General features: G+C 40.5%; 26 protein-coding genes. 12 read left to right on the top strand and 14 right to left on the bottom strand.

Annotation, left to right across the window (positions count from 1 at the left end; all coding sequences use genetic code 11):
• Positions 1 to 241: 241 nt before the first annotated feature.
• Positions 242 to 1,150, bottom strand: a complete 909-nt coding sequence (locus tag CRO21_RS03620) for a LysR family transcriptional regulator (RefSeq protein ID WP_097077945.1) — start codon at positions 1,148 to 1,150, stop codon at positions 242 to 244.
• Positions 1,151 to 1,292: 142 nt separating this feature from the next.
• On the opposite strand from CRO21_RS03620, the gene CRO21_RS03615 reads away from it, so the two are divergent.
• The gene (locus CRO21_RS03615; protein WP_097077944.1) at positions 1,293 to 1,709 is read left to right on the top strand and encodes a CidA/LrgA family protein; all 417 of its coding nucleotides are present in this window, start codon (positions 1,293 to 1,295) and stop codon (positions 1,707 to 1,709) included.
• A gap of 51 nt (positions 1,710 to 1,760) precedes the next feature.
• On the top strand, positions 1,761 to 2,447 hold the full coding sequence (locus tag CRO21_RS03610; protein ID WP_097077943.1) for an LrgB family protein: 687 nt from the start codon (positions 1,761 to 1,763) through the stop codon (positions 2,445 to 2,447).
• Positions 2,448 to 2,518: 71 nt separating this feature from the next.
• On the opposite strand, the gene CRO21_RS03605 is transcribed toward CRO21_RS03610, so the two are convergent.
• A complete protein-coding gene (locus tag CRO21_RS03605) occupies positions 2,519 to 3,811 on the bottom strand; it encodes a Y-family DNA polymerase (protein ID WP_097077942.1) in 1,293 nt (430 codons plus the stop codon).
• A gap of 7 nt (positions 3,812 to 3,818) precedes the next feature.
• On the bottom strand, positions 3,819 to 4,430 hold the full coding sequence (locus tag CRO21_RS03600) for a LexA family protein (RefSeq protein WP_097077941.1): 612 nt from the start codon (positions 4,428 to 4,430) through the stop codon (positions 3,819 to 3,821).
• A 135-nt stretch (positions 4,431 to 4,565) separates the two neighbouring features.
• On the opposite strand from CRO21_RS03600, the gene CRO21_RS03595 reads away from it, so the two are divergent.
• A complete protein-coding gene (locus CRO21_RS03595; RefSeq protein WP_087618975.1) occupies positions 4,566 to 4,817 on the top strand; it encodes a hypothetical protein in 252 nt (83 codons plus the stop codon).
• Positions 4,818 to 4,953: 136 nt separating this feature from the next.
• On the opposite strand, the gene CRO21_RS03590 is transcribed toward CRO21_RS03595, so the two are convergent.
• Positions 4,954 to 5,433, bottom strand: coding sequence for a hypothetical protein (locus CRO21_RS03590; RefSeq protein WP_097077940.1), 480 nt, complete (start codon positions 5,431 to 5,433; stop codon positions 4,954 to 4,956).
• Between the two features lie 196 nt (positions 5,434 to 5,629).
• On the opposite strand from CRO21_RS03590, the gene CRO21_RS03585 reads away from it, so the two are divergent.
• Entirely contained in the window at positions 5,630 to 5,866 is a 237-nt protein-coding gene (locus tag CRO21_RS03585; protein WP_097077939.1) for a helix-turn-helix domain-containing protein, read from the top strand.
• Positions 5,867 to 5,871: 5 nt separating this feature from the next.
• Here CRO21_RS03585 and gspE read toward each other — a convergent pair whose 3' ends face one another.
• On the bottom strand, positions 5,872 to 7,356 hold the full coding sequence (gene gspE, locus CRO21_RS03580; protein WP_378234908.1) for a type II secretion system ATPase GspE: 1,485 nt from the start codon (positions 7,354 to 7,356) through the stop codon (positions 5,872 to 5,874).
• 100 nt (positions 7,357 to 7,456) lie between these two features.
• On the opposite strand from gspE, the gene CRO21_RS03575 reads away from it, so the two are divergent.
• Together CRO21_RS03575 and CRO21_RS03570 are read left to right on the top strand one after the other, a co-directional pair.
• Positions 7,457 to 8,269, top strand: a complete 813-nt coding sequence (locus tag CRO21_RS03575; protein ID WP_097077938.1) for a hypothetical protein — start codon at positions 7,457 to 7,459, stop codon at positions 8,267 to 8,269.
• Positions 8,270 to 8,277: 8 nt separating this feature from the next.
• Entirely contained in the window at positions 8,278 to 9,192 is a 915-nt protein-coding gene (locus CRO21_RS03570; protein ID WP_097077937.1) for a mechanosensitive ion channel family protein, read from the top strand.
• A 130-nt stretch (positions 9,193 to 9,322) separates the two neighbouring features.
• On the opposite strand, the gene CRO21_RS03565 is transcribed toward CRO21_RS03570, so the two are convergent.
• A complete protein-coding gene (locus tag CRO21_RS03565) occupies positions 9,323 to 12,121 on the bottom strand; it encodes a DUF2339 domain-containing protein (protein ID WP_097077936.1) in 2,799 nt (932 codons plus the stop codon).
• Between the two features lie 152 nt (positions 12,122 to 12,273).
• Here CRO21_RS03565 and polA point away from each other — a divergent pair, with 152 nt between their 5' ends.
• Positions 12,274 to 15,033, top strand: coding sequence for a DNA polymerase I (gene polA, locus CRO21_RS03560; protein WP_097077935.1), 2,760 nt, complete (start codon positions 12,274 to 12,276; stop codon positions 15,031 to 15,033).
• 283 nt (positions 15,034 to 15,316) lie between these two features.
• On the opposite strand, the gene CRO21_RS17610 is transcribed toward polA, so the two are convergent.
• From CRO21_RS17610 to CRO21_RS03545, 3 genes are all read right to left on the bottom strand, one after another.
• Positions 15,317 to 15,565, bottom strand: coding sequence for a DUF1016 N-terminal domain-containing protein (locus CRO21_RS17610; protein WP_213064393.1), 249 nt, complete (start codon positions 15,563 to 15,565; stop codon positions 15,317 to 15,319).
• 139 nt (positions 15,566 to 15,704) lie between these two features.
• Complete coding sequence (locus CRO21_RS03550; protein WP_097077934.1) at positions 15,705 to 16,106, bottom strand: type II toxin-antitoxin system VapC family toxin; 402 nt, start codon at positions 16,104 to 16,106, stop codon at positions 15,705 to 15,707.
• On the bottom strand, positions 16,103 to 16,315 hold the full coding sequence (locus tag CRO21_RS03545; RefSeq protein WP_097077933.1) for a hypothetical protein: 213 nt from the start codon (positions 16,313 to 16,315) through the stop codon (positions 16,103 to 16,105). The genes CRO21_RS03550 and CRO21_RS03545 overlap by 4 nt, the downstream gene beginning before the upstream one ends.
• Positions 16,316 to 16,633: 318 nt before the next feature.
• Between CRO21_RS03545 and CRO21_RS03540 the strand changes: the two genes are divergently transcribed.
• The 3 genes from CRO21_RS03540 to CRO21_RS03530 all read left to right on the top strand — a co-directional run bounded on the left by CRO21_RS03540 (position 16,634) and on the right by CRO21_RS03530 (position 17,647).
• On the top strand, positions 16,634 to 16,891 hold the full coding sequence (locus CRO21_RS03540; protein ID WP_097077932.1) for a hypothetical protein: 258 nt from the start codon (positions 16,634 to 16,636) through the stop codon (positions 16,889 to 16,891).
• The gene (locus CRO21_RS03535) at positions 16,888 to 17,268 is read left to right on the top strand and encodes a type II toxin-antitoxin system VapC family toxin (protein ID WP_171293975.1); all 381 of its coding nucleotides are present in this window, start codon (positions 16,888 to 16,890) and stop codon (positions 17,266 to 17,268) included. Before CRO21_RS03540 ends, CRO21_RS03535 begins: the two co-directional genes overlap by 4 nt.
• Positions 17,269 to 17,425: 157 nt before the next feature.
• Positions 17,426 to 17,647, top strand: a complete 222-nt coding sequence (locus CRO21_RS03530) for a toxin-antitoxin system HicB family antitoxin (RefSeq protein WP_097077930.1) — start codon at positions 17,426 to 17,428, stop codon at positions 17,645 to 17,647.
• A 186-nt stretch (positions 17,648 to 17,833) separates the two neighbouring features.
• Here CRO21_RS03530 and CRO21_RS03525 read toward each other — a convergent pair whose 3' ends face one another.
• On the bottom strand, positions 17,834 to 20,299 hold the full coding sequence (locus CRO21_RS03525) for a TonB-dependent siderophore receptor (RefSeq protein ID WP_171293974.1): 2,466 nt from the start codon (positions 20,297 to 20,299) through the stop codon (positions 17,834 to 17,836).
• Positions 20,300 to 20,491: 192 nt separating this feature from the next.
• Here CRO21_RS03525 and CRO21_RS03520 point away from each other — a divergent pair, with 192 nt between their 5' ends.
• Complete coding sequence (locus tag CRO21_RS03520) at positions 20,492 to 21,013, top strand: RNA polymerase sigma factor (protein WP_097077928.1); 522 nt, start codon at positions 20,492 to 20,494, stop codon at positions 21,011 to 21,013.
• A 3-nt stretch (positions 21,014 to 21,016) separates the two neighbouring features.
• On the top strand, positions 21,017 to 21,946 hold the full coding sequence (locus CRO21_RS03515; RefSeq protein ID WP_097077927.1) for a FecR family protein: 930 nt from the start codon (positions 21,017 to 21,019) through the stop codon (positions 21,944 to 21,946).
• Positions 21,947 to 22,017: 71 nt separating this feature from the next.
• Here CRO21_RS03515 and CRO21_RS03510 read toward each other — a convergent pair whose 3' ends face one another.
• From CRO21_RS03510 to CRO21_RS03495, 4 genes are read right to left on the bottom strand one after another with little or no spacing between them, the layout of a single operon-like run.
• The gene (locus tag CRO21_RS03510; protein ID WP_097077926.1) at positions 22,018 to 22,620 is read right to left on the bottom strand and encodes a YggT family protein; all 603 of its coding nucleotides are present in this window, start codon (positions 22,618 to 22,620) and stop codon (positions 22,018 to 22,020) included.
• Between the two features lie 23 nt (positions 22,621 to 22,643).
• Positions 22,644 to 23,483, bottom strand: coding sequence for a pyrroline-5-carboxylate reductase (proC, locus tag CRO21_RS03505; protein ID WP_097078130.1), 840 nt, complete (start codon positions 23,481 to 23,483; stop codon positions 22,644 to 22,646).
• 17 nt (positions 23,484 to 23,500) lie between these two features.
• Entirely contained in the window at positions 23,501 to 24,982 is a 1,482-nt protein-coding gene (gene tilS, locus CRO21_RS03500; RefSeq protein ID WP_097077925.1) for a tRNA lysidine(34) synthetase TilS, read from the bottom strand.
• Positions 24,919 to 25,743, bottom strand: a complete 825-nt coding sequence (locus CRO21_RS03495) for an acetyl-CoA carboxylase carboxyltransferase subunit alpha (protein WP_097077924.1) — start codon at positions 25,741 to 25,743, stop codon at positions 24,919 to 24,921. Before CRO21_RS03495 ends, tilS begins: the two co-directional genes overlap by 64 nt.
• Between the last annotated feature and the right edge of the window lie 12 nt (positions 25,744 to 25,755).

Genomic DNA, 25,755 nt, shown 5'->3' with positions numbered 1-25,755 from the left:
TTTTCTTTCGGGAAAAGTAGGCAAAACCATTTTGTCAGTTGCAAACTCGGTCAAATACCACTCTACTAAAATAATTAATTGAAAAACACTATATTACATATACCGTCCTGACCTCGAACATGCAACCGACTTTTCTGCGTATCAAATATTCTTTTACTCATCTTATATTGAACTAAAGTTAGTAAATTAATTTTAAAATGGCAGTATTTTTATAGTCTATCCCATTATCCATGAGAATGAGTCAGGCGCGTTTTACCTCTTTAAAATGTTGTCGAAGTACCGCAATCCATGCCGCAACTGCTGGCGATATAATGATGTTCTTTTTCCAGGCCATCACCAGATGCCAACGAATTTCCGGCTGTTCTAAAGTCACAGCTGCAAATTTTTCTGGATCAAGCATTTGCGTATAATATTTCGGTAATAACGCCACACCCATACGCTGATAGACCATATCTGCCAATAATCCCCATTGACTGCTACGACAGACAATATTAGGTTCAAAGCCATTCGCCAAACAGGCATTTAAAATCATTTCATTTAAAGAAAAGTTTTCCTGAAACAGAAGAAATGCCTGATGACGTAATTCTTCCAATGCAATGCTGCTGCGCTTGGCCCATTGTGAATCATGACGTAGTACCACCATCAGCGGATAATCACAGAGCTCAACATGATTAAAAATATCATGCTGAATCGGTTCCAGTAAAACGCCCACATCCAGTTCATTATTCAATAATGCCTGTTCGATGCCTTTGGAGCCGACTTCCAGAAATGATAGTTTGATTTGTGGCCATTGCCGATGAAATTCAAATAAAGCCGAGGTCAATAACTGTGCTCCCAACGGCGGCACGCCCATTTGTAAAGTCCCAACTTTCAGCGCACTATAATTTTTAATGTCCTGTCGTAAATCATGCTCAATTTGCAACATCTCTAGCGCATGCTGGTAAACACGTTGCCCTATTTCCGTCAATTCGATTTGACGTTTTCTGGCATGATCCGACTTAACCAGCAACTCAACCTGGAGTTCCTGTTCCAATTGTTGCAAGTTCTTACTGATGGTTGGCTGAGTCAAATATAAAAGCTCTGCGGTTCTGGTAAAACTTTTCGTGTCTACCAGCGTCACAAAACACTGTAATAATTTGAGAGAAACCATAATCAAACCCCATCACTTGGCAAACATAAAATAATTATTCTATTTACGCATAATTTTAAACCATATAATTCATATTCACCATATTAAGTTCGCCTTAACATAGAACTATCAAATCAATCTATAACGATTATCCATACCGACCATGAATCTTTCTCAGAATTACTTTAAAAGTTTAGTCAGACTAATCGGACAACTCGCCTTATTGGCAGGTTTCTGGCTGATTGGTGATGTATTGAATAAAGTTTTAAATATTCCGATTTCCTCCGGTATTTTAGGCATGTTTGTACTTCTGGCCTGTTTATTACTGGGAATAATCAAAATCCAGTATGTCGAAACGGGTGCACAGGTTATTTTAAGAGAGCTGGTGTTATTTTTCTTACCGATTGTCGTCGCTGTTGTGCAATACAAGGAATTATTCATGACCGAAGGCTGGCAATTGGTGCTGAGTATTGGTGTCGGTACGATGTTGGTGATGGTCAGTACCAGTTTGACCATTCATTATCTGTATCGTTTCAAAAAATACTGGCATGTCCGCAAACGTCTGCATCATATTGATTAACCATGACTTACAGCAATAAAAACACGCCATTAAAACCTTAAGGAGTACAGCATGAATATCTGGGCAGTTGCATGTTTAGTCTGGACGATTGTGGCCTATATAATTGCCAAAAAAATCTATCAGAAACATACCAAAGTATGGTTATCACCAGCGATTACTGTGCCGACCTTAACCATTATCCTGATGTTTATTTTTGGTATTTCCTATCAAACCTATGCACAGGATACGCAGTGGATTGTTAATCTGCTCGGACCTGCAACTGTCGCATTTGCCGTACCAATTTATCGGCATCGTGACATCATTAAAAAACATATTCTGGTGTTGTCTGTCGCTATTTTTGTCGGGATGAGTGTCGGAGTTTATAGTGCGTATGCCATGGCACAATTGTTCCACTTTGATTCAGAAGTCACCAGCAGTTTAATGGCACGTTCGATCTCTACCCCTTTTGCCATTGTTCTGGCACAGGATTTACACGGTTCAGCCACATTGGTGTCTTTATTTACCGTGATTACCGGTCTGGTGGGTATGATCTTCGGTGACTTAATTCTGGCATTAACCCATGTCCGTTCCAATATTGCCAATGGTGCAGCCTTGGGCAATGGTGCACATGGTTTTGGTACTGCCCGCGCCCAACAACGTGATAATGAAGAAGGTGTCATTGCCAGTTTGACCATGGTGATTGCAGGGATTTTAATGGTGTTGGTTGGACCAAGTTTGATTCATTTATTTCTGGTTTAAATATCTCATCGTTAAAATATTCACTGCTTATAGGTTTAGGTTTTCTTTATATATTCAATTTTACAATATGCTCAATTTACCCGTAATAACTCTCCCCATCGGGTTAAATAAGCTGGTGAGCGATGATTCTGATTCATTGCCCACAGCTTGGGTTTCAAGCTAACTAATCGTCCCGGCACCAGCGTATCCTTACCGAATTTTTTATTCATTTTTTCCAGCGTATCAGACAATTTTTCACGCTGTATTCTTTTGTCCGGATCAAAAAATAAATCCGGTGCATGCTGTTGCCGTGGAATAATATCCAGCAATAATACGCCAGCCTTTTTATAAATATATCCCGCCTTAAAAATTCGATTTAATCCCTGCTGAACCGCCTGATTAATTTCCAGTACATCATCACTATAATCCTGTAAATGAACCATCATATAAGGATGAAAATAATCATTCTGTTGGAAGCGACTGGTACGAATACTGATCCCGACCGTTTTACACAATAGCTTTTGTTGCCGCAAGCGTTCTACTGCTCTTAGGCTAAATTCAGTCAATGCTCCACTTAAACTATGATGATCCTTGATCGGGTGACCAAAACTTCGACTACTGATAATTTGCCGACGATCAGTCTGTTGGTCTTCAATTTCGATACAGGCCGTACCCTGTAATTCCCGCACCGTATTTTCCAGCATCACTGAAAAATGCTTGCCTAATTGTTTTTCATCCGCCTGAATTAAATCCATGACCGAATGAATATTAAATTGTTCTAACCGTTTTTTAATTTTTCGCCCTACACCCCAGACTTCACCAACCGACGTATTACTTAACAAATCTTCGATAATGCAGGGATCTTCATCCACAATGTTACAAATTCCCTTGAATGATGGGTAAGTCTTGGCAAGATGATTGGCGAGTTTAGCTTGAGTTTTGGAATAGCCAATCCCGATACAGCATTCTAAACCTAGCCATGTTTTTATGGTATCTAAAATAATTTTCGCATAATCATTTAATGGATAACGATGCTGGCCAGTTAATTCCAGAAAACATTCATCAATAGAATAAATTTCCTGTTCACCCTCACCGACAAAACCACCTAAAATGTTCATAAAACGTCTGGACATTTCGGCATACAATGCATAATTGCTAGACAGTACTACGACTTGATGCTGTTTGATTAAATGCTGAATCTGAAATAACGGTACAGCCATCTTAATGCCAATCGCCTTGGCCTCTACAGATCGGGAAACTACACACCCATCATTATTGGATAAAACCACTACAGGACGATTATGAAGTTTAGGATCAAACACCCGCTCGCAACACACATATGCATTGTTAATATCAATCAAGGCAAAGATACGTTGCACTGTCATGACAGAATTACCGCATACGTTTTAAGTTATAAGTGACCACACCCCAAATCACTAGCTCCTGACCTTCTTCAATATAAATATTCTGAAATTCAGGATTTTCAGCTTTTAACCAGACTTTGGGCGGCTCAAAATGATGATCAACCATTAGACGTTTGACAGTAAATTCGGTATCAACCATAGCAATGACAATATCTCCGGCTTTGGCAGGAATACTGCGATCAACAATCAAAGGGTCATCAATATCAATGCCAGCCCCCAGCATGGATAAGGAATTGGCCTTGACGATAAAGGTGGCATTTTCATTACGAATCAGATATTCATTTAAATCCAGTGCCTGCTCAACATGATCCTGTGCCGGTGAAGGAAAACCTGCGGCAACACGCTCCGTTGCCAACGGAATATGATAGGTTTTATTAGGATTCGGCTGTACAGGTTTGGCTTTGACCGAGGAATTAAAATCGATCAAATTGCCACTTTTGACATTTTCCAGTAACCACTTTTTGATAAAAGCAACCTGTGACTCCGGCACACGAATGACTTTGGTCGGTTCCTGAAATTTGGCTTTACGTCCAGCATTGGCTCTGGCACCGCCATGCTCATTTTTACCCGCATTGGACATCATGCCTCCTAATTGTCTGTTTTATCAATCGAAATCATCATAACTTGAAAAAGTTACAAATTCAAGTTGACGAAAGATAAATTTTACATAACAATGCAATTATCAAATCTAAATTTGATGATATGGAGAACGACAATGAATACTCAACGTGATGCCATTCTCGGCTATGCCAATGAACAACATGCCTACTATATTCGTTTTATCGAGAATAACACTGTTCTAGGTAACTGTTACGGTTTATTCTGTCCAGATCCCGAAAGTGATGATGCAGAAAACATCATGATGACATTATTCTTAAAAAAATCCTTTTGGCTCAATGGTTCAGATTTTCAAAATATCGTAAAAGGATTGCAACCGCTTGCTGTAGATTCGACATTAATTGCTTAAGTCTTATAGATGATCAATATGGGCAATGTCTATCGATGTGAGAATTGCCCAGTGATATATTTGATGTCAAAAATGTATAGTAAACAGGACAGAAGAACAATATCTTTAATATCAAAAACTCTCGTTTATTCTATTATCACACCTTTATTGTTTTATCAGAAAAATGTTTTCCTCGTTTTATACAGATTACAATGCCAAGAATAAGACTAATCGCCCATGATACCTGAAATGCCCGAATCTCAGAATCATGATTTTCCATATATTGTATTGTTGAATGTATATCTGACAAACTAGTATTTGTAATTATTTCAACAGCCATTTTATTAAAGTAACTCATTAAAGCAGTATAAATAATAAATCCACCAATCCCTATCACGACTAAATTAATAATTAAATTTTTATTTGGAGAATAATAAGTAGAAACATAACTATAAGCAATACCTGCCAAACCTGATATCAAAATCATTGTACCAATATTTCCAAAATTTAATACTTTAGAAATAACACCACCAATTAAAACTCCTACAATTGCGGCAAAAACAGGAAATCCTAAAAAGTTTAACCACTCATTGATACTAAAATCTATACCATAACCATTTCTTGGAATATTAGACATACTATTCTCTCAGCTGAATTGAAATTTTTAATCCAATGTATAACTTTTACAAAGATTAATAATATATTAAAAAATAAAAAATGTCACTTATATAGTGTGCACTTTTAACGTGTGTTCTTATATCACGTGCTCTTATAAGGCGTGGTCTTATAGAGCGTGTACTTCTAATATCATTTTTATTTGTACATATGATGATATGGAAGATAACCCTCTCGTTCTATTTGGCTTGCGTTTAAAAGAATTACGAAAAATCAGAGGAATTTCTCAAGAGAAATTAGCCTTGGAATGTGGCATAGCCAGAAGTTATTTAGGTGAAGTCGAAAGAGGAAAACGCAACATTGCTTTAATTAATATTTATAAACTGGCAGATACGCTTGGCGTACCTGCCTCTACACTTTTAGAACCACCATCACAGCAGATCAAGGAAGATTAATCGTGTTAAACCACTTCTTCCTGATTGGTCACTCTTAATACTTCCTCTACAGTGGTTTTGCCTGCAAGCACTTTTCTTAAGCCGTCGTGGCGAATCGATTGCGATTGTTTTCGGGCATAAGTTTCCAGTTCATACTCAGCCGCATTACCATGGATCAAGCGGCGCATATGATCATCAATCGGCACCACTTCGTATATTGCAGTTCGCCCACTAAATCCGGATTGATTACATTTATCACAGCCTACGGGATGTGGAATTTTCAATGGTGTGCTATGTTGCATTTGCTCAAACAATTGTTGTTCATGCTCATCTGCATCTTTCCATTGCAAACAATGTGAACACAATGTTCGTACCAACCGCTGTGCCACAACACCGATCAAGGAACTGGATAACAGAAAGGGTTCGATCCCCATATCTTTTAATCGTGTCACTGCACCAATTGCGGTATTGGTGTGTAAGGTTGACAGTACCAAATGACCTGTTAATGAAGCCTGTACTGCGATTTCAGCCGTTTCCAGATCCCGAATTTCCCCGACCATCACCACATCTGGATCTTGACGTAACATGGCTTTTAATGCACGGGCAAAGGTCATATCCACTTTGGTATTGACCTGTGTTTGCCCGATACCTTCAAGTTGGTATTCAATCGGATCTTCGGCAGTTAGAATATTGCGGGTATTATCATTCAAGTCGGAAAGCGCGGCATACAGTGTGGTGGTTTTCCCCGAACCGGTTGGTCCGGTTACCAGAATGATGCCATGTGGACGATGCACCAGATAGCTTAGACGTTGGTAATCATCTGCCATCAGGCCTAAATGGGTCATGTTTAATCGGCCTGCCTGTTTATCCAGCAGTCGCATCACCACCCGCTCACCATGACTCGATGGCAAGGTCGACACACGCACATCCACTTCCCGACCTGCCAAACGTAGTGAGATACGACCATCTTGCGGAATACGTTTTTCGGCAATATCCAGTCTTGCCATGACTTTGATCCTAGACACCAGAAGTGGTGCAAGTTCACGACGCGGCTGTACAATTTCTCTTAATTGTCCATCCACACGTAGGCGCACGGAAAGGCGTTTTTCAAAAACCTCGACATGAATATCCGATGCATTAACACGAATCGCCTCAGACAATAAAGCATTAATCAGTCGAACAATCGGAGCATCGTCTTCCTGATCCATCAGGTCTTCCATTTCCGGCACTTGATCGGCAAGACTAAGCAAATCCGGATGGTCTTCTAGTCCGGCAGCGACTTGTTGCGATTCACCAGTATCTCCAGCAAAGGCTGCGCTCAATATTTTCTGGAAATCCTGATCAGATACAAGCTGATAATGTGCAGAATGTCCCAGAAAACGTCGGGCTTCCTGCAATGCCTCAAATGGTGTGTGTTGACAACGGATTATATTTGTTTGATCGCCATCAAATTGAAACAACACGCCATGGCGTTTTGCAAAGCTATAAGGGATTTGGGTTTGTCTAAGCATGGGTATTTGCAAAAATCTAATGAATTAGCTTACTTGAGTGTACTTGAACTATGTTATAAGGTGAAGACAAAATTATTTTTCTATATATTCATCGGGTGTGATGTTGAATAAATTAGACCATGTCGAAACAGATTTAAAATGGTGGGGAGAATTTCATTTTTCCCTGCATCAAGCCTATTCTTGGCGCTTTGGTTCGCTATATTTCCGTTTGATTCGTAATGAAAAAGAATGGCGTATCGAATATCATCGCCCACAGAATCAACATGAGAGCCAGCAGGATTGGCAAAAGCTGGATCCGGACGAATTATTTCCTGCGCCGATTTTGTTTGAACGTTATATGTTCAATCGAACTGGAGAAAAAATATTTTTATTGCCGAGGCTTGCAGATCGTTCGGTGGTGATTAAACCGGTACAACCGATCTATATTCCGGCAGGTCAACGTGCTTCGTTATTTATCAGCACACCCTTATGGATTTGCGGCATTGTCGATAATCAAAAAAAGCCCCTGTTTGATTTTCCTGTCATTCGTCCCAAAGATACTTGGTTTGGTATGAGTAAAATGGAAGGCCAGCTATGCTATGCCACCCCGGTGGATGGCAGTACCGATCTCAACCTGTTAAAACCACGTGCTTTTCGTGCCATTACCCCGATTCACTTCTACAATGATAGTAATCAGCAGATGCGGCTTGAACGAATTAATGTGCCTGTGCATTCCTTGCCCTTATTTCACAGTGAACAAACAGGACGTTTATGGACTTCGGAAATCAAAGTCTATCAGGACAGCATTGAACGGCCACCGCGTATTCGCATTGAAACACGTACCCCCCCCATGGCAGGTGAAGTGACGTATGTACAGCCTGCACGCACTGAAAGTGCCGGATTTATTACTAATATGTTTGAATCACTTTTCTAGGGATAAACATGGCTGAATTGAACATCACTGAGCAAATCCTTGATACCCTTAAAAGCTTTGTGGCGAATCTAAGCACGGATCGTTTTCAGGAAATTTTATTTGCAATTTTATTCGCATTTATCGGTTTTTTTATTGCCCGAATCATCAGTAATACCTTTACTGCAACCATTGGTTCCAGACTAACGTTACATCAGCGCCTGATTTGGCGACGGGGAATTTTCTATTTTATTTTCATTCTATTTCTGATCGCAAGCTTAAGGGAAGCAGGATTTAAACTCAGCGTATTTTTGGGCGCAGCAGGAATTTTAACGGTTGCATTGGGTTTTGCTTCTCAAACCTCTGCCTCCAACCTGATTAGCGGTTTATTTCTGATTGGTGAAGGTGCATTTGAAGTCGGTGATACCATTCAACTGACTTTAATTCGTGGGCATACCCTTGAAGGGAAAGTACTTTCGATTGACCTGCTTTCGGTTAAGCTGCAAACGCTAGATAATACCGTCATCCGTGTCCCCAACGAACAACTCATCCGGGCACCGTTTTATAATTTAACCCGTTTTCCCATACGGCGTATTCCGATCACCTTGTTTATTAATTTTCATGAAGACATCGTTAAGGTCCGTCAGGTCATGATCGACGTAGCAGATAATTATCCGCTGGTACTAGATGAACCTCGTCCCATGGTGGCGGTGACAGCATTTCGGGAATCCTCAATCGAGTTATTATTCACGGTCTGGACTTTGCAAAAACATTATATTCAGGTTCATGATGAAATGCAGGAACGCATACGCAATGGTTTTATTGACAATGATATTGAAATCCCAATTCCCAAAATGGGACTGGTAGAACGACAAGCAGCACCATTAACAAATGAAGATATTGATCAATATGCCAATAAAGAAGAAATCAAACGCGAACCACGATAACGAGCTGTGAATTTTTACCTTGCAATATTTTTGATATAACATATTGCAAGGTCCGATACATAGTTAATAATAAATCTGAGTCTAAATATTTACACCAGCATCAAATGGTTTTATATCATATAGACCTTTTTTAGTTCAATTTTGCCTTTGGCGGTAAGGGTGCAAAATACCCAATCACCAGCATAATCAAACCACTACCGATAAAAGAAACAATACGGGTTAAGGTATGGCTATGTGACAAATCAAGGAAAATCAGTTTTAGAATCACCAGCGCCAGTACTGCAATCCCCAGCATCCAGATATAACGCCATGATTTTCGGCTTGCCAGTGACGTTAAAACCAACGCAACACTGGTCCATAAAATGGTCAGACAAGTTTGCACGGTACTATTACCCCACGCTTGTTGCGACCAGTACGGCAGATCGGCATAGTGATATAAAACCCGTAATAATACGCTACTGATCAGAAACAGCCCCACAAACAAGATACTGGCAGCACTGATGATTTGCACTTCTCGCTGCCCTTGCATTAAGAAAGGTCGAATCGCATAAGTGATGATCGCAAATAAGAGTAAACTGCTTAAGTCCACGGGATTCAACAACACGATATAAGGCAAATGCCACTGCCCTGTATGTAAGGCCGAGATATAACAGAGCCATAACAGCCCAATCACAATGATGCCGGGATTACCAACCCAATACGACTGTAAATCCTTATATTTTTCAAAAAATAAGGTGATAGAAAATACAATAATCGGGACAAGCGCCCACAAATAGATTGATGTAAAAGAATTTGACCAGACAGCGCCCAATATACCGAGATACAGCACTGCAATGGTTGCAAGTGTATAATGTTGTGCAAGCTGCCTCACTTTATCTTGCATGCTTCGGCAGCGAATAAATACCGCAAAACCAGCCAGCCACAAAATACCGACCCAGAATAATTGCTGTCTTTTTTCATGATTAAGCTGATAAATTGCCAGCAAATCACCGATGTGAAAGTCGATCAGATGCGCAAAAGTAAGAAATGCAGCAACCGCTAGAATAATGAAACTAATGGCCGACCAATCCCGATCCAAAACCTTATTTTTAAGTCTATATAAGCCCGTTAAAATCAAAAACCACAGCAGTAATGGCAAACTAACGAAATACATGGACCATGATAAATGAACAGCGATCCGATGATACACATAAGGTGTAAGGGTAAAAGACAGGATAATAAATAAGATTGAAAAAAATTGTTCAAATGCCGAACGTGGTCTTTGTTGTAAATTATATCTTAAACAATATGCAGCAAGTGCATAGCATAACATCAATACACTGGACGCAAATAAAACAGTTTGCTGGTCCAGAATAACAGCACATAACGTCGCAATGCCACTGGCAAGCAATAAGACCGTACCAAAATATCGGGCATTGACAATGTTATACCGCCAGCCTAGATACAGCACCACGGCACCATGAATCGCCCAGCCAACACTACTCCAGTAAGCATCAAAGGCGAATGGTAAAATTAATGCCAAAAATACCAAACCAAGTCCATAAAAGCATTGTGCCAAAATCGTAAGTTGATGAACCTTACGGTGCAGGACAAAACCAATGCTCAAATACACTGCTGCCAAAATTGCGCTAGCAATACTTAAGGCCTGACCATCAGAATCCACCAGACCTGCATAAAGACTAAAGGCCATAAAAGGTGTGGCAAAAATAAGGGTACTATCAATGAATGGAATATCACTGAATTTTTGATCAAACTGAATGATTAATTGGCTGTATCGAATCGAAATAAACAGATATAAGGCAAAGATCAACCAGACCCAACAACTAATCTGAAAATACTGTCCGGGCTCGGCATTAAACCAGACGGCAAATCCACCAATCCCAAAAGTCATTAATAACGCCACAGTATTGAGAATACGCCACGGTTTAAACCATGCAATCACAGCCAGCGCACTATTCAACACAAAATAGTACGCCATCATTGCAGCAACATTATTACTTCCGGTATTTAAAATAAAAGGGGCTACAAAACCACTGCCCAAGGCAATAAAAGCCAAAATCAAGGCATTTTGCCGCAAAGCCAATACTAAGGTTGCAGCCAGTAAAGCGATCAAACTTAGATAAGCCAGACTGATTGATGCAATGACATGCAGGTGAAATGCGCTAAACAGCACTAAGAATACAATTCCCAAGCCTGCCCCTTGCAGACTAATCGCATACTCAAAACGCTTTTTACGCAACACATAACCCAAAGCCGTTAATACAAAACCACCGCCTGCAATCGCTGCCATTTTTGCAGATAAGGTAAGCTGCCAATATTCACTGGCGAAACGTAGCAATAACACCACCCCGATCAATAACACCACAATGGCAATCCGCACAATGCTATTGCCACCTTTAAACCAGTCAATCGCTGTATGCCATAAGGACGTTACAGCTTTTAGTTCTTTTAAGGTATCTGCATCTTCCTGGGGTTTGGACAATGCAACAGACACGGCAACCTGATTAGGTAATGGCGTGGAATTAATCTGTGAAGTTGCTTCATCTGGTACAGCAACCTCATCAGGGAATGGGCCTTCTTTATCTTGCACTGTAGATGGCAAAGGCTGTTCTAAGGATTGCGTTGTCATCGTTGCTTGCGCTGCATCAGAAGACATCTGATCTTTAGACGGTAGATCTGTTAGACGTTGTTGTAATGCAAAAAGCTGTTGTTGCAAAGACTGTATTTGTCGTTGCTGTTGTTCAAATAAATTTGCCACAATCAACAACACAGTCAAACCCAATATTGAAAATAGTACATTAGAGCTGCCGCCGGTAACAAATTGCCAGAGCACCAGAACAATCAATATAATCAATAAATATCTGGCCCAATATGCTTGCGGGATTTTCAATAAACCTGAAGTGTTGTGTTCGGATTGCTGTTGTTGCATAGGCGTTCTAAATTTTTATAATCTAAATATTGCACAATAATTTAACATGCCCACCTCAATTACAATATGTCTTATTGTTTCAGTGTCGTTTAACGCGCCAGATTACAGTACACTATAGGACAATTTAAAAATTTAGTTTTGGGATATAAAGCATGCCACCTTTTGTATTGGTCGATGGATCATACTTTCTTTTTCGGGCTTTTCACGCCATTCCTTTATTGACCACTTCTCAGGGTTTACACACCAACGCAGTTCGCGGTGCATCTGCGGCCATTCAGAAACTGATGCGACGCGTTAATCCAACCCATATGGCAGTTATTTTTGATACACCAGAACCGACATTTCGTCATGAACTTTCACCGATTTACAAAGGCGACCGCCCAAGTATGCCGGATGAACTGGGCGAACAAATTCCCTATCTACACGATTTAATCCGTGCACTGGGTATTCCGCTGTTTAGTCTTGCAGGGGTAGAAGCCGATGATATTATTGGTACACTCACCCAGCAAGCATTACTGGAAGGTCATCAGGTACTGATTTCCACTGGTGACAAGGATATGGCACAACTGGTTAATCCCAAGGTCACGCTAGAAGACAGCTTTAAAGAACGGGTACTGGATGAACAAGGTGTTTTTGAAAAATTTGGCGTGCATCCACATCAAATTGTCGATTATTTAACCCTGATGGGCGATGCGTCGGACGGCATTATGGGTGTTCCCGGTATTGGTGCAAAAACCGCAGCAAAACTGCTCAATGAATTTGGTACACTCAATAACATTATTGCCAATGCCGACCAGATCAAAGGTAAAGTCGGACAAAATATTAAAGACAATGTTGATAATATTAAAGTTGACCATCAACTTGCGACCATCATTACCGGACTTGAGCTGAACTTAAGCTGGGAGGACTTAAAACTAACCGACCCCAATTCAAATGAATTAAAACGCCTCTATACCGAACTTGAATTTCGGACCCAGCTTCAATCACTTGAACACCCGAACAATCCGAATAACCCAAGAAATAAAAACCTCAATAAAAGTATAAACAGTAGTGAATCGAAAGCCGTAGTTCCAGAAAGTACCACACAATTAACAAGTGATGAAGATCAACTTGGCAAAGCAACGTATCATACTATTTTGACACAACAAGACTGGGATACGTTATTCCAGCGCCTGACCCAAGCCAAACTGTTTGCCATTGATACCGAAACCACCAGTCTGGATTATCGTATTGCGGAAATGGTCGGTTTTTCTGTGGCATTTGATCAACAAGACGCCTATTACGTTCCGTTTACCCATGATTATGAAGGCGCACCTGAACAGCTAAATCGTGAAACTATTCTGGCACAGATCAAACCAATTCTTGAAAATCCTGCCATTGGCAAAATCGGCCATCATCTTAAATATGATGCGCACATTTTTACCAACCACGGTATCCAATTACAGGGCTGGATTTTTGATACCATGCTGGCCTCCTATGTGCTCAATCCGACAGCAACACGCCATAACATGGACGATGTTGCCCGAGTGTATCTTAGCCATCTGACCACAACTTTCGAACAAATTGCCGGTAAAGGGGTTAAACAACTAACCTTTAATCAGATTCCACTGGAAATTGCTGCACCTTATGCGGCCGAAGATGCACATGTCACCTATCGTTTATATGAAGTTCTGTCAAAAAAACTGGCTGTAAGTCCGGAATTAAAACACCTGCTTGAGCGTGTCGAACTACCGGTTGCACAGGTTTTAACCGGAATGGAAAATCAGGGCATACAGTTAGATCCAGAGTTTTTGCATAAACTGAGTGATGAATTTAATCTGGACATGCAAGGTTTTGAAAAACAGGTCATGGAAATGGCTGGTGAACAATTTAATATCGCCTCCCCTAAACAAGTGGGCGAAGTGTTATTTGATAAACTCGGTATTAAAGGCGGCAAAAAAACCACCAGTGGTCAGTACAGCACCAGTGAATCGGTACTGGAAAAAATTGATCATCCAATTGTGCAACTGATTCTCGACTATCGCACGCTGGCAAAACTAAAAAGCACCTATACCGATCGTCTGGTGATACAAGCCGACCAGACAACGCATCGCGTACATACCAGCTATCATCAGGCCGTCACCACCACTGGTCGATTATCCTCATCTGATCCAAACCTGCAAAATATCCCGATTCGTGGTGAAATTGGCCGCCAGATTCGCAAAGCCTTTATTGCACCACAAGGTCGGGTACTGATGGCTGCCGATTATTCCCAAATTGAACTGCGCTTGATGGCACATTTTTCACAGGATCCTGCACTGGTTCAGGCATTTATTGAAGGTAAAGATATTCATCGTGCCACTGCCGCAGAAGTTTTGGGCATTGCACTTGAAGATGTCACCGCAGATCAACGCCGTCAGGCCAAAGCTGTGAATTTTGGTTTATTATATGGTATGTCTGAATTTGGCTTGATCCGCCAACTGGGTTTTACCCGCGCAGAATCACAAAGCTATATCAAACAATATTTCCACCGCTATCCCGGCATCTATGAATATATGCAACGTACCCGACAACTGGCACATGAACAGGGTTTTGTTGAAACCATATTGGGTCGCCGTTTATATACACCAGACATTGATGCGCGTAACATGATGGTGCGTAAAGCTGCCGAACGTGCTGCCATTAATGCCCCACTACAAGGTAGTGCAGCAGACATTATCAAAATGGCGATGATTGAAGTGGAAAAGAAAATTGACCATCAGCGTAGTTTATTGTTACTTCAAGTCCACGATGAACTGGTACTTGAAGTCGATCAGGACTATGCCGATGAACTTAGGCCGATCTTACAAGATGCCATGCAAAATGTGGTACAACTGACTGTACCCTTGGTGGTAGATGTTGGACAGGGCCTGAATTGGGATGAAGCGCATTAAAATGATTTCAGTTTTATATTGAAGTGAATTGAGTAACAGGCAGGCTTGTTGATCGCATGAGTGTTCAACAAGCCCTGCTCTCCTTTTTAAAAATCGACTATTTTTTATAAATGTTTGAGTTTGAAAAAAGGTCATACAAATGTGTATTTACATCAATATCAATTTTCATTAGTTTGAGGTAATGTGACCAACTGAGTCTAAATTCTGTTATTGGTGTCAATTCTGTTTGAGATTTAACAGACAGTGTCTGCTGTTTTGACCAAATAAGATAAAATTGTCGCATTTACTGTAAGTTCGTTACAGAAAATCCTTTGCCAAACTCCTGTGTCAGATTGAAAGATAGATCTGACAATAATTGTTTTCCGTAACCTGCTCTCTCTTTTCCAAGTTGCTCTTCCTCAACAATCATCCGCCCAATTCCAAAATAAGTTAGAACCATTGTATGATTTACTGTTGGAACAACTTTCTGTCGAGCTTCATTCAATAGATTTAATATTTTTATCGATAAGCTATTCGAAATCATATTTGCCATTGTTACTTGAATCTCACTTGGCGGATTTAAGCAAGCAATTTTGTTTTAATTTCTTCACTTTTCCTTGTGATCCAGCATGTTCCTTACGGAACTTTGAATGTCACAGCACAAGAGTAAACAAGACAAGAGTGCCAATTTTTTACTGCCGTGCATCTTGTACTTTTGTTGTGGCAAATGACAATATATTCTCATCCGCTGTGACTAGAATCGCCTGATGTTTACTTGCAGTTGCCAAAATGATACGGTCAGCAGGATCACCATGCATGTTCAATTCATTTGCTAAAATACCGATTTCACCAGTCATAGGCAATTCAATAAGTCCCTGAGCAAGCAGTGCTTTTCGTGTATCTATCATACTGTTATTCGGTACACCAACTCGCCCTTTATGATATAGCATTGACCATTCCCAAAAGGACATACTACTCACCGCAAGTGTGTAATCTCGCCACGCAGTTTCAATCAGATTGTAACTGGCTTTGCCAATTTTCCCTTCAATGCCTTGACTCATCCAAATCATAACATGCGTATCTAGCAAAATCATTGACACGCTTCCCACTCACTCTCTGGAATAGAAGGAGATATAATATCGCCTGTGATTTCAAATTGCCCTTTAAACAACCCAAATGGACTTTCCGCACGAGGCTCTGAAATAGATATATGTGCTTCCACATAACTTAATACTTTATATAATTCATGATCATCCAACTGATGCAACAATTGGACAATCCGTTGTTCTAAAATTGCATTCATCTCATACCTACGCCATAACAACATTACTAAAGCATAGCATAAATATTCGTCACTATTATGCTCAAAAACAAATGCTGTGATTTTTAAAATCTCTTGTTTCTATAGACTAAGATGAACGAGATTGGAAAAAAGCTCATCCGCGCGTCATTTTTAAAGCAGTGCTTTAAAATCTCCTCATGTAAATTTTTATTAAAAAATTGAAAAATAAATATATTTCTATTTATTTTTTATTTTTCAATTTCTTATTTTTGCTTAATGTTTGATCATCATAATCTATGCTATTATTTAACTATCTCAATATTATTTATGAGGTATATCATGACATCTTTAACCATTCACTTACCTGATGAGCTTGCCAAGCGTGTCGAAAAGACAGGTGTTTTAACATCGCCTATCGTTTTACAATTTCTTGAAAAAGTGGTTATGCAAGCCGAGCAAAAACTAGAGATACAACAACGAGATAGTAAGCAAAATGTATTAAAATCGGCATGGGCATGTGTCCAGCCTAGCCACTCCATAGACAGTATTGATCATGATTTATCAGAAATCCGTGATGAATGGGCAAACCGTCCATGAATGTTCTGATTGATAGCAATATTTTGATTTATTTTATTAATGGTCAGCTTTCTGCCCATGCAAAACAATGTTTTGAAGATGCTATCTTGAATAATGCTACATATTCATCAATTACTCGTATAGAAGTAATTGGTTGGTCTGGTCATACCTTGGAATCTAGACAAAAAACATTAGCAATACTGGATTTGATGCAGGAAATTACTCTAACAGAAAAAGTAATCCTGAAAACGATCCAGTTAAGAGAGCAATATCGTATTAAATTACCAGATGCTATTATTGCTGCGTCTGCACTCTGTCATGATTTGCAGCTTATGACACATAATAGTAAGGACTTTAAAGACATGGATATTCAATTATTTGATCCTTTTGAAGAATAAATCTCCCTTACCAGTATTAGGAAGATCAAGTTTAACATCCAATCATACCTACTTTAAAAATTTCCTGTTTCTATAGACTGTGCCCCTCACCTAGCGTTAGGTGAGGCGTAAAACGAACGAGATTAGAAAAAAGCTCATATTTCTTTAATTTATATAGATGAGTACCTTAACAATTCGTTTACCCGATGAAAAACATCAACGCCTGAAAGAACTTGCAGCTTCTCGAAACACCAGTATTAATAAACTAGTGGATGAATTAACCACGATTGCACTGGTTGAACATGATGCAAAAGTCCGTTTTATGACTCGTGCAACTCGTGGCAACGCACAGCAAGGTTTGACATTACTGGATTTACTTGATCAACGAGATAAAAGTTAAAACGATAGATTTAGTCGTAGGTTTTAAATCCCTCCTAACCTCCCTTTTAAAAAGGGAGGAGCGTTGCGAATCTAAAACTGTATTAGATACGCAACGTTCCTTTTTCAAAGGTGAGCCATATATGGCGCAAGAGGGAGGATTGATATTTCTGATAAAAATTTATATTTAGAAACTTCCTTTTAAAACCTAAAACTTATATTTCACTGTTGCCATCCAGTTACGTTCAGGACCATATTCCCATCTACTTAGAAGACCTTTACGATATTCTTTATCAAAAGCATTTTTCAAATTAAATGCCACACTCAGATGACTATTAAATTCATAGCGTGCCATTAAATCCACCACTGCGTAGGCATCCTGTTTAAATAAATCATAGTACTTTTCAGTCGCTTCACTAGAGACGGTCTTACTTTGCCAATTAACCCCACCACCGATGGTGAGTTGTGGCAATTGCGGAATTTGATATGTGGTAAATAGTTTAAATTGCTTAACTGGAAGGTCAGGCGTTAGAAGTTCTCCATCACTGTCTTTGATTTTTACATACGTAAACCCAGCCTGCATATGCCAGCCTAGCATCAGTTCTCCGGCAACTTCCATTTCATAGCCTTTGCCTTTGGTATCATCTTCAGCCCGATAGGCTTGTTCACCCCAAGGAGTTAGATTACTATCATCTTTGACGGCGACATTGTCTTTATTACTTTGAAACACAGCCATACTGGCATTGAGGCGGCCATTAAACCATTCACCTTTTAAGCCTAGTTCATAATTTACGCCCTCTTCTGGATCAAGGACTAACCCATTAACATCATAATATGTTTGTGGGTTAAAAATTGTGGTATAGCTGGCATAAGCCGCAAGATTTTGATTAAAATCATAAACTACGCCAACATATGGGGTAAATTCATCACTGTATTTACGATGTTCTGTTAACGTACCATTTATCGGACCGTTTAAATTTTTCCTATTATATTCCCAATCACTTAAACGGGCACCAAGAATCACTGCCAAATGCTCTAAAGGTCTGATTCGGGTTGAGATATAGCCTCCCCTCTGGTTGATTTTTTTATCATTAGCACTACTATTTGTAGCACTACTCCAATCCGGTGTATAAACGATATGACCATTTGCATAATGAGCCGTAGCACCATAATAACCATTAACCCGTAAATCAAGCGGGAAATCAAAATTTGCATCAGAGCTATTTACCCCTAGTACCACATCATGTTGTCTCCCCCAAAGGTAATAATGACCGTCTAATTTTAAATCAAAAGCATTGCTTTCCCCTTTTTGCTTGTTCCTAAATACTCTTGCAAAGGTGGCTGTATCATCTGAACTCATATACCAAACATAACCATGTAGAGAATCTGTATCCCATTCGCTATAGGTATAATTAAATTTAAGCTTCCAGTTATCATTAAACTGATGATCAATAGCTAAGCCATAGGTCTGACGTGTTTTATTACTGTAACCGTCATACGACATATTCGCGCCTTTACCATAATTAGTGGGTTCGCCATTATCATAATAAACTACCGGATAACCATACACCCAATTATCCCCACCTTCGGTTTTTTCCTTCACATATTCCCCCGTCACCGTAAGCAGGGTATGATCCGTTAAATCGACATCCAGAATGCCATAACCCAGACTTCTTTTACCGGAATAATTATCAAACCAGGCATCACTTGTATCAGTAGCGATGACTGCACGACCGCGTACCGTACCGCTTTGATTAAGTGCACCACTCACATCGAACATGCCACGATAATGATCCCAACTACCGGCACTGGTTTCCACAGAGGCTTGAAAATCCTGAGTTGGACGTTTTCTATTTAAGTTAATGCTACCACTGGGTTCGCCTGCACCGGTTAATAAACCGGTCGCACCACGAACCACGGTCATTGAATCATAAATTGCAGTGTCGAAAAATGGATTACTACCCGTACCAAAAGCATATGCAGCAGCTAATCCGCCATCAATTTGATAATTGGTTAGTGCATAACCACGGGAATAAACATATGTTTCACCAAACACAGGAACACTTTCCTGATAAAAAATTCCTGTGGTATTGGCCAATACATCACCAACTGAATTTAATCCCTGATCTTCCATCCTTTGTTTAGTTATTACAGTTACAGATTGCGGTGTTTCCCTTAAAGATAAATCCAAACCGGTCGCTGCACTGGTTGATCTCATGGTATAAGAATTTTCATTTTCTGCATTTACGGTAATCACAGGTAACTGTGCTACATTAGAATCACGATTGGCTGTACCAATCGCATTGACACCAATCGGCTTTAACTGTCCCATATCACGGCTCTGCTGTTGTGCCGCTGGCACGATACTAAAGCTATTATTACCGTTATCCTTGATTGCCAATCCTGTACCTTGTAATAACTGTTGTAATGCCTGCTCTACCGTCAATTGTCCTTTAACTGATTTTACCTGTTGCTTACCGGTTATCTCATTGCTAAATAAAATCTGTGCACCTGACTGCTTTGCCAGATGGTGTAACGACTCACCCAAAGATTGTGCAGGTAAATCAACTACCAATGGATTATTGGCAAAAACAGTCCCTACATATAACATTGCAGAAACCACCAAACTTAAACGCTTTAAACCTAAAACGTGTTTTTTTGTCTGTCTGTTCATGTTCATCACAACCCCGTCAATCAGTTTATCATCAATATTTTTAGATGAAATTTTCACCTATATAACGTATGACAACTAACAGCATGCTTATGTACACCTGATAAAAAAAAATTTCTTGATAAAATGATCCATTGTTTCAGCCAAAATTATTGCATATAATTCTCATTATTCTTTGCAATACATCTATTTCTCATGGCAAAAACGCTGGTTCATGTTCTGGTCACGCATAATGACGAGCTGGTAGACTATATCAGCCAGCGTTTTGGTAACCGTGCTTTTGCCTACGAAGTAGTGCAGGAAACTTGTGTACATCTCTTAGAAAAACAACTCGATGCCACAGAAATACGCTCGCCTATCGCTTTTTTAAAAACCATGAGTTTTAACATTGCCATTAATTATTACCGTCAGGAAAAGACAACAAGGCAATGGATCGATTTTCTGGATGCCCCGCCTGAATATCATGAAAATGACATACAGCCGAAAATGACGTTGCCGGAGCTTGATGTCGCCAGACAACAACGAGAACAACAAATCCTTAAGGCGATCACGACACTACCAGAAGTGTGTCAGGACGTCTTCATTATGACGCAGCTATATCATCTGTCACAAATCGAGGTAGCCAAACGGCTCGATATTTCACGTGGTATGGTCACCCGTCATCTGGCACGCGCATTGAAATATATCTTGCCGGTTTTAACCGATACGGACGTATAAAATATGGGCACAGATGAACAACCGCACAATGATCCAGCCGATCATACGCCAATAGATAAAAGTAACCAATCACGCCAGCAACGTGTGGTCAGTCAAGCACTTGCACCATTTGAAGATGCACTGATTGCACAACTGCCCACACTAGAACAAATTACCGAACGGGCCGCAAATCGTCAAAAAAGAAACAAACAGCGTTATAAAGGTACTGCATTGGCCATACTGGCTTCAGTATTAGGTGGCGCTTTTTGGCTAGATCCAGCATATCAAACCAGCACACAACGCACAGCGATTGGACAACAGGCCGAATGGCAATTATCCGATGGCAGTAAAATTCAGTTGAATACCAATACCAAAGTGACCGTTGCCATGCATTTGCGCTCCAGACGGATTAGCTTGCAACAGGGTGAAGCCATTTTCCATGTGTCACATAGTCCATGGCATTCGTACTTACCACGGCTAGAACGTCCGTTTACGGTACAGGCAGGTGATATACAGGTACGTGATATTGGTACAGTATTCAATGTTCGATTGACGCCTGAACAAGAGACACAGGTTACCGTATTACAAGGACGTGTTTTAGTTTCGGAAACACATGGAACCAATCCAAAGCAGATAACGCTAGGCGCAGGACAAGCAATTTATAGTCAAAATAGCAAACTACAACAGCGCACGCAGGTTGATCCTGAACAAAACACGGCATGGCAACATGGCCGTATTTATTTTTATAATCAGACCTTGGCTGAGGTTCTACAGGAACTGAATCGCTATGGAGAATTGCCCGTGGTGATTAAAGATCAAAGTACCGGAAAAATCCGTATTTCTGCACAGGTTGATATCCACAATCGTGAACGCTTTATTGCCCTATTACCCGGTTTTGCGCCTGTCACGCTGAAACAAGATAAGGATGGAATCGCATCAATTGAGCAAAGATAAAAAAATAGCTAAAGCGAATATCTCACTTTAGCTATTTTTTAGAGATGATTTTGCACCATCATCCAACACCGTTAACGAAATCCACTCATCACACTCAACGATACATTGGCCATCACAATATCAATGATCAATAAGGCGAGAATGGCGAATAAGGGTGATAAATCAATCATACCCATGTTTGGCATAATTTTACGAAACGGTGCAAACAAGGGTTCTGCCAGATCCTGTATCGCTTCTGCATAAGGCCCGCGATTCTGAGTAAACATTACCACCCAGCTCATGATAATCGCTGCAAAAATCAGATAACGACAAAACGTGATCACGCCATCTGTCACTGCCATCAATGTACCAAGCAGCAAACTATCAATGCCTGCGGCCAGATTTTTATAATGTACATCAAAAATATTAATGCCAATATCGAGATGACTTAGGCCCCATACTTTTAACAAGTATAGAATAATTAACAGAATAATAGCGGCAAGATTCACCCGACCCTTTGCCACAACCGGCAAGGTACGGTTAAGAACATCAACCACTTTAGTTGCTTTCACCGTGGATTGCACCACAGGATTAAAAAAATTAATTGCTGCAAGTTGCATTAAAAAACGCAAAAAAACTAAAAGAATCGCAACATTAATAATGACATTAAAAATTAGTGCCAAAGTACTACTCACTTTTCATTAAAAGTTGGGTTAATTTATGGGGTATTGATACGTTCCGCAAGTTCCTGTGCCAAACTTTGGCTACGTTTTTCTGCGGCAGCAAGTGCAGCCTGAATATGCTGCGATACCTGAAAAGAATCAAATGTTTCAATTGCAGCTTCGGTGGTGCCATGCGGTGACGTCACATTTCGACGCAATTGCGCCGGTGTATGCTCACTGGTAATGGCCATTTGTGCAGCACCCAGCGCAGTTTGTAAAGTTAAGGCTGAGGCAGTTTTTTCATCCAAGCCTAGATTTTTACCCGCCTGAATCATGGCTTCCATCAAATAGAAGAAATAGGCTGGACCAGAACCGGAAATTGCTGTTACTGCATCAATTTTCTTTTCCTGATCAACCCATATGGTCAACCCGGTCGCCGATAGAATTTTTACGGTTAATTCCCGATCTTCCTCGCCCACCGCTTCGGACGCATACAAACCATGTGCACCGCATTGTACCAGTGCAGGCGTATTTGGCATGACACGAACAATGCGCGCATAACCACCTAAAAGCTGAGAAATCAAATCAATCGGTGCGCCGGCAACAATGGAAATCACCAATTGATTTTTTAGCTGACCTGCAAGTGGTTTTAAGACCTGTGCCAGCACTTGCGGTTTTACCGCCAGTACAATCACATCTGCATGTTGAATCGCAGTTAAATTATCATCACCGACATTGATATCCTGCTGCTTTAATATGTCCTGAATCTGAGGCACTGGATCAGATACGGTAATACGGGTAGTCGGTAAACCACGAGCAAGCAAACCACCAATCAGGGCTTGTGCCATATTTCCACCACCAATGAACGTAATATTACGATCTAAACTCTTTGCCATTTTCATTTGATCCATTATTAATGCAGTTGTAAATTTGGTAACCAGCCATTATTGACACAATATACACTTTCAGCCAGCCAAAATCCCGTCGATGTAAATACACCAAGAATCGTATTATGGTACATCAATATTTGCGTTTGATGACGAAACCAAGGGGCTATTTTTCTTGCTTGTAGCTCTTTTTTCAAGATACGGTGCCCTTTTCGCCCATAAAAAGCAATTTTTTCACCACCTTGCCTCGCTACTAGCGTTAACACCTCAGACAATAAAGCACGATCTATGCCGAAGTTTGCCATCTCGACCGTTACATGGCCCAAGGCTATCTGATGCTGTACTCTAGCATCGAAACGGATCGTTTGTTGTTGTGGTGTTGTTTGCAAAGCTTGCCATACGGCTTGTGGATAACGATACACATAGCCATCGAAACGTACGAAATCATAACTGGCATGATGTAATATGCTTTGTGCATCTTGCCGTGCTGTAATCACTTCCGTTCGGATTCGTTCTACCATGGCAAACGGTGGTCGATAGCGATCATCACCCTGCATCCAGACGGAAAGTACCTGACGTTGTCGTGACAAAGATAGCTGATTTAAACACTCAATATTTAAACGCTGCTGCGAATCAACACATTGTTTTAAATCCTGTTGTAACACCTCATAGAGAATATTGTCAGCATCCTGCATTAAGGTTGCACAGCGGACAATACCCTCCTGCATTCTGGAAAAACGCTGTTCCAGTAGCGGCCAAAGCTGTTCCCTGCACCAGACACGATCATAATGCTCATCATGATTCATGGGATCATCAACATACTCGATATTAAGTTGTTGTACCCATTGTTGAATCTGCTGTCGGGATAAGGTTAATAGAGGTCGCCATAAAGCATATTGGGCAGTATCTAATTGAGAAGACTGATGCGAATTTAACTTATTATCATGACTTAAAGAAAAACCGGAAACTAAGCTGCTTTGGGAAAGATCGCTTTGAAAAGGATCATATTGTGACGGATTATGATGATGCAGTTTACGCCATTCGATCTCCTGCATCGCAGATAAACCGCTTATCCCTGAACCTTGTAATAATCTCAGTAAAACAGTTTCGGCCTGATCCTGTTGATGATGTGCCAGAACCAAAATGTCCTGAGGCTTTAAATGCTGTTGAAAAGCGTGATAACGGGCTTGACGGGCCTGAGCTTCGAGATTGCCTGCCTGTATCTGTACCGGAATAATCTGACAAGGAATTTTGAGTTTGTCACAACTGTGCTGGACATGTTGCGACCAAGCTGCACTGGCTTGCTGTAGCTGATGATCAACGGAGAGAACGTAAAGACGCTGAGGGATTAACCCTGCTAACAGGTGTAGCAGCAACATGGAATCCATGCCACCACTACATCCCAGAACAATTTTTGCCTGTGGTGCAAATTGCTGTAAATGACTTAAGAGGCGTTGACTAAATTTGTGCTGCCAAACTTCATTAAACGCTGGTAACGTGCTTCGCATCGCGCATTGGCATCCATTTCTAACAATTCATCTAAAGTATCTTTCAATACTTCTTGTAATTGATGCATCACTTTGATGGGATGTAAATGTGCACCCTCACCTTCATCCACGACAGTTTCAACAATTCCCAGTTTTTTAAGGCGCTCAGCAGTCAGTGCTAAAGCATCACTGGCCTGCTCTGCTTTTTCGGCTGTTTTCCATAAAATGGACGCACAACCTTCTGGTGAAATCACCGAATAAATACTGTGAGAAAGCATAATCACACGGTCTGCTACGCCAATCGCTAAGGCACCGCCAGAGCCACCTTCACCAATGACAGTCGCAATGACTGGTACTTTTAAACTGGACAATTGTGCCAGATTCTTGGCAATTGCTTCAGCCTGACCACGTTCTTCGGCACCGACACCCGGATATGCACCCATGGTATCAATAAAGGTCAATACTGGTAAATTAAAGCGTTCTGCCAAATCAAACAAGCGTTGTGATTTACGATAACCTTCTGGATTACACATACCAAAATTATGCTGTAATCGCTCACGGGTATTACGCCCTTTGTGCTGTCCAACCACAACTACAGGCTGACCATAGAAGCGGGCCAGACCACCGATCAAAGCACCATCATCACCAAACAAACGATCACCATGCAATGCATCAAATTCGGTAAAAATTTCACCGACATAATCGAGGAATTGAGGACGTTCGGGATGACGGGCAATTTTTACTGTCTGCCAAGCCTGTGAGATTTTTGCCTTTGTGTTCATAGCCTACTCTAA

Source organism: Acinetobacter puyangensis (assembly GCF_900096995.1).
Lineage (GTDB): Bacteria > Pseudomonadota > Gammaproteobacteria > Pseudomonadales > Moraxellaceae > Acinetobacter > Acinetobacter puyangensis.
Note: the sequence above shows the minus strand (reverse complement) of the source record. Positions and strands in the feature narration are given on the sequence as shown.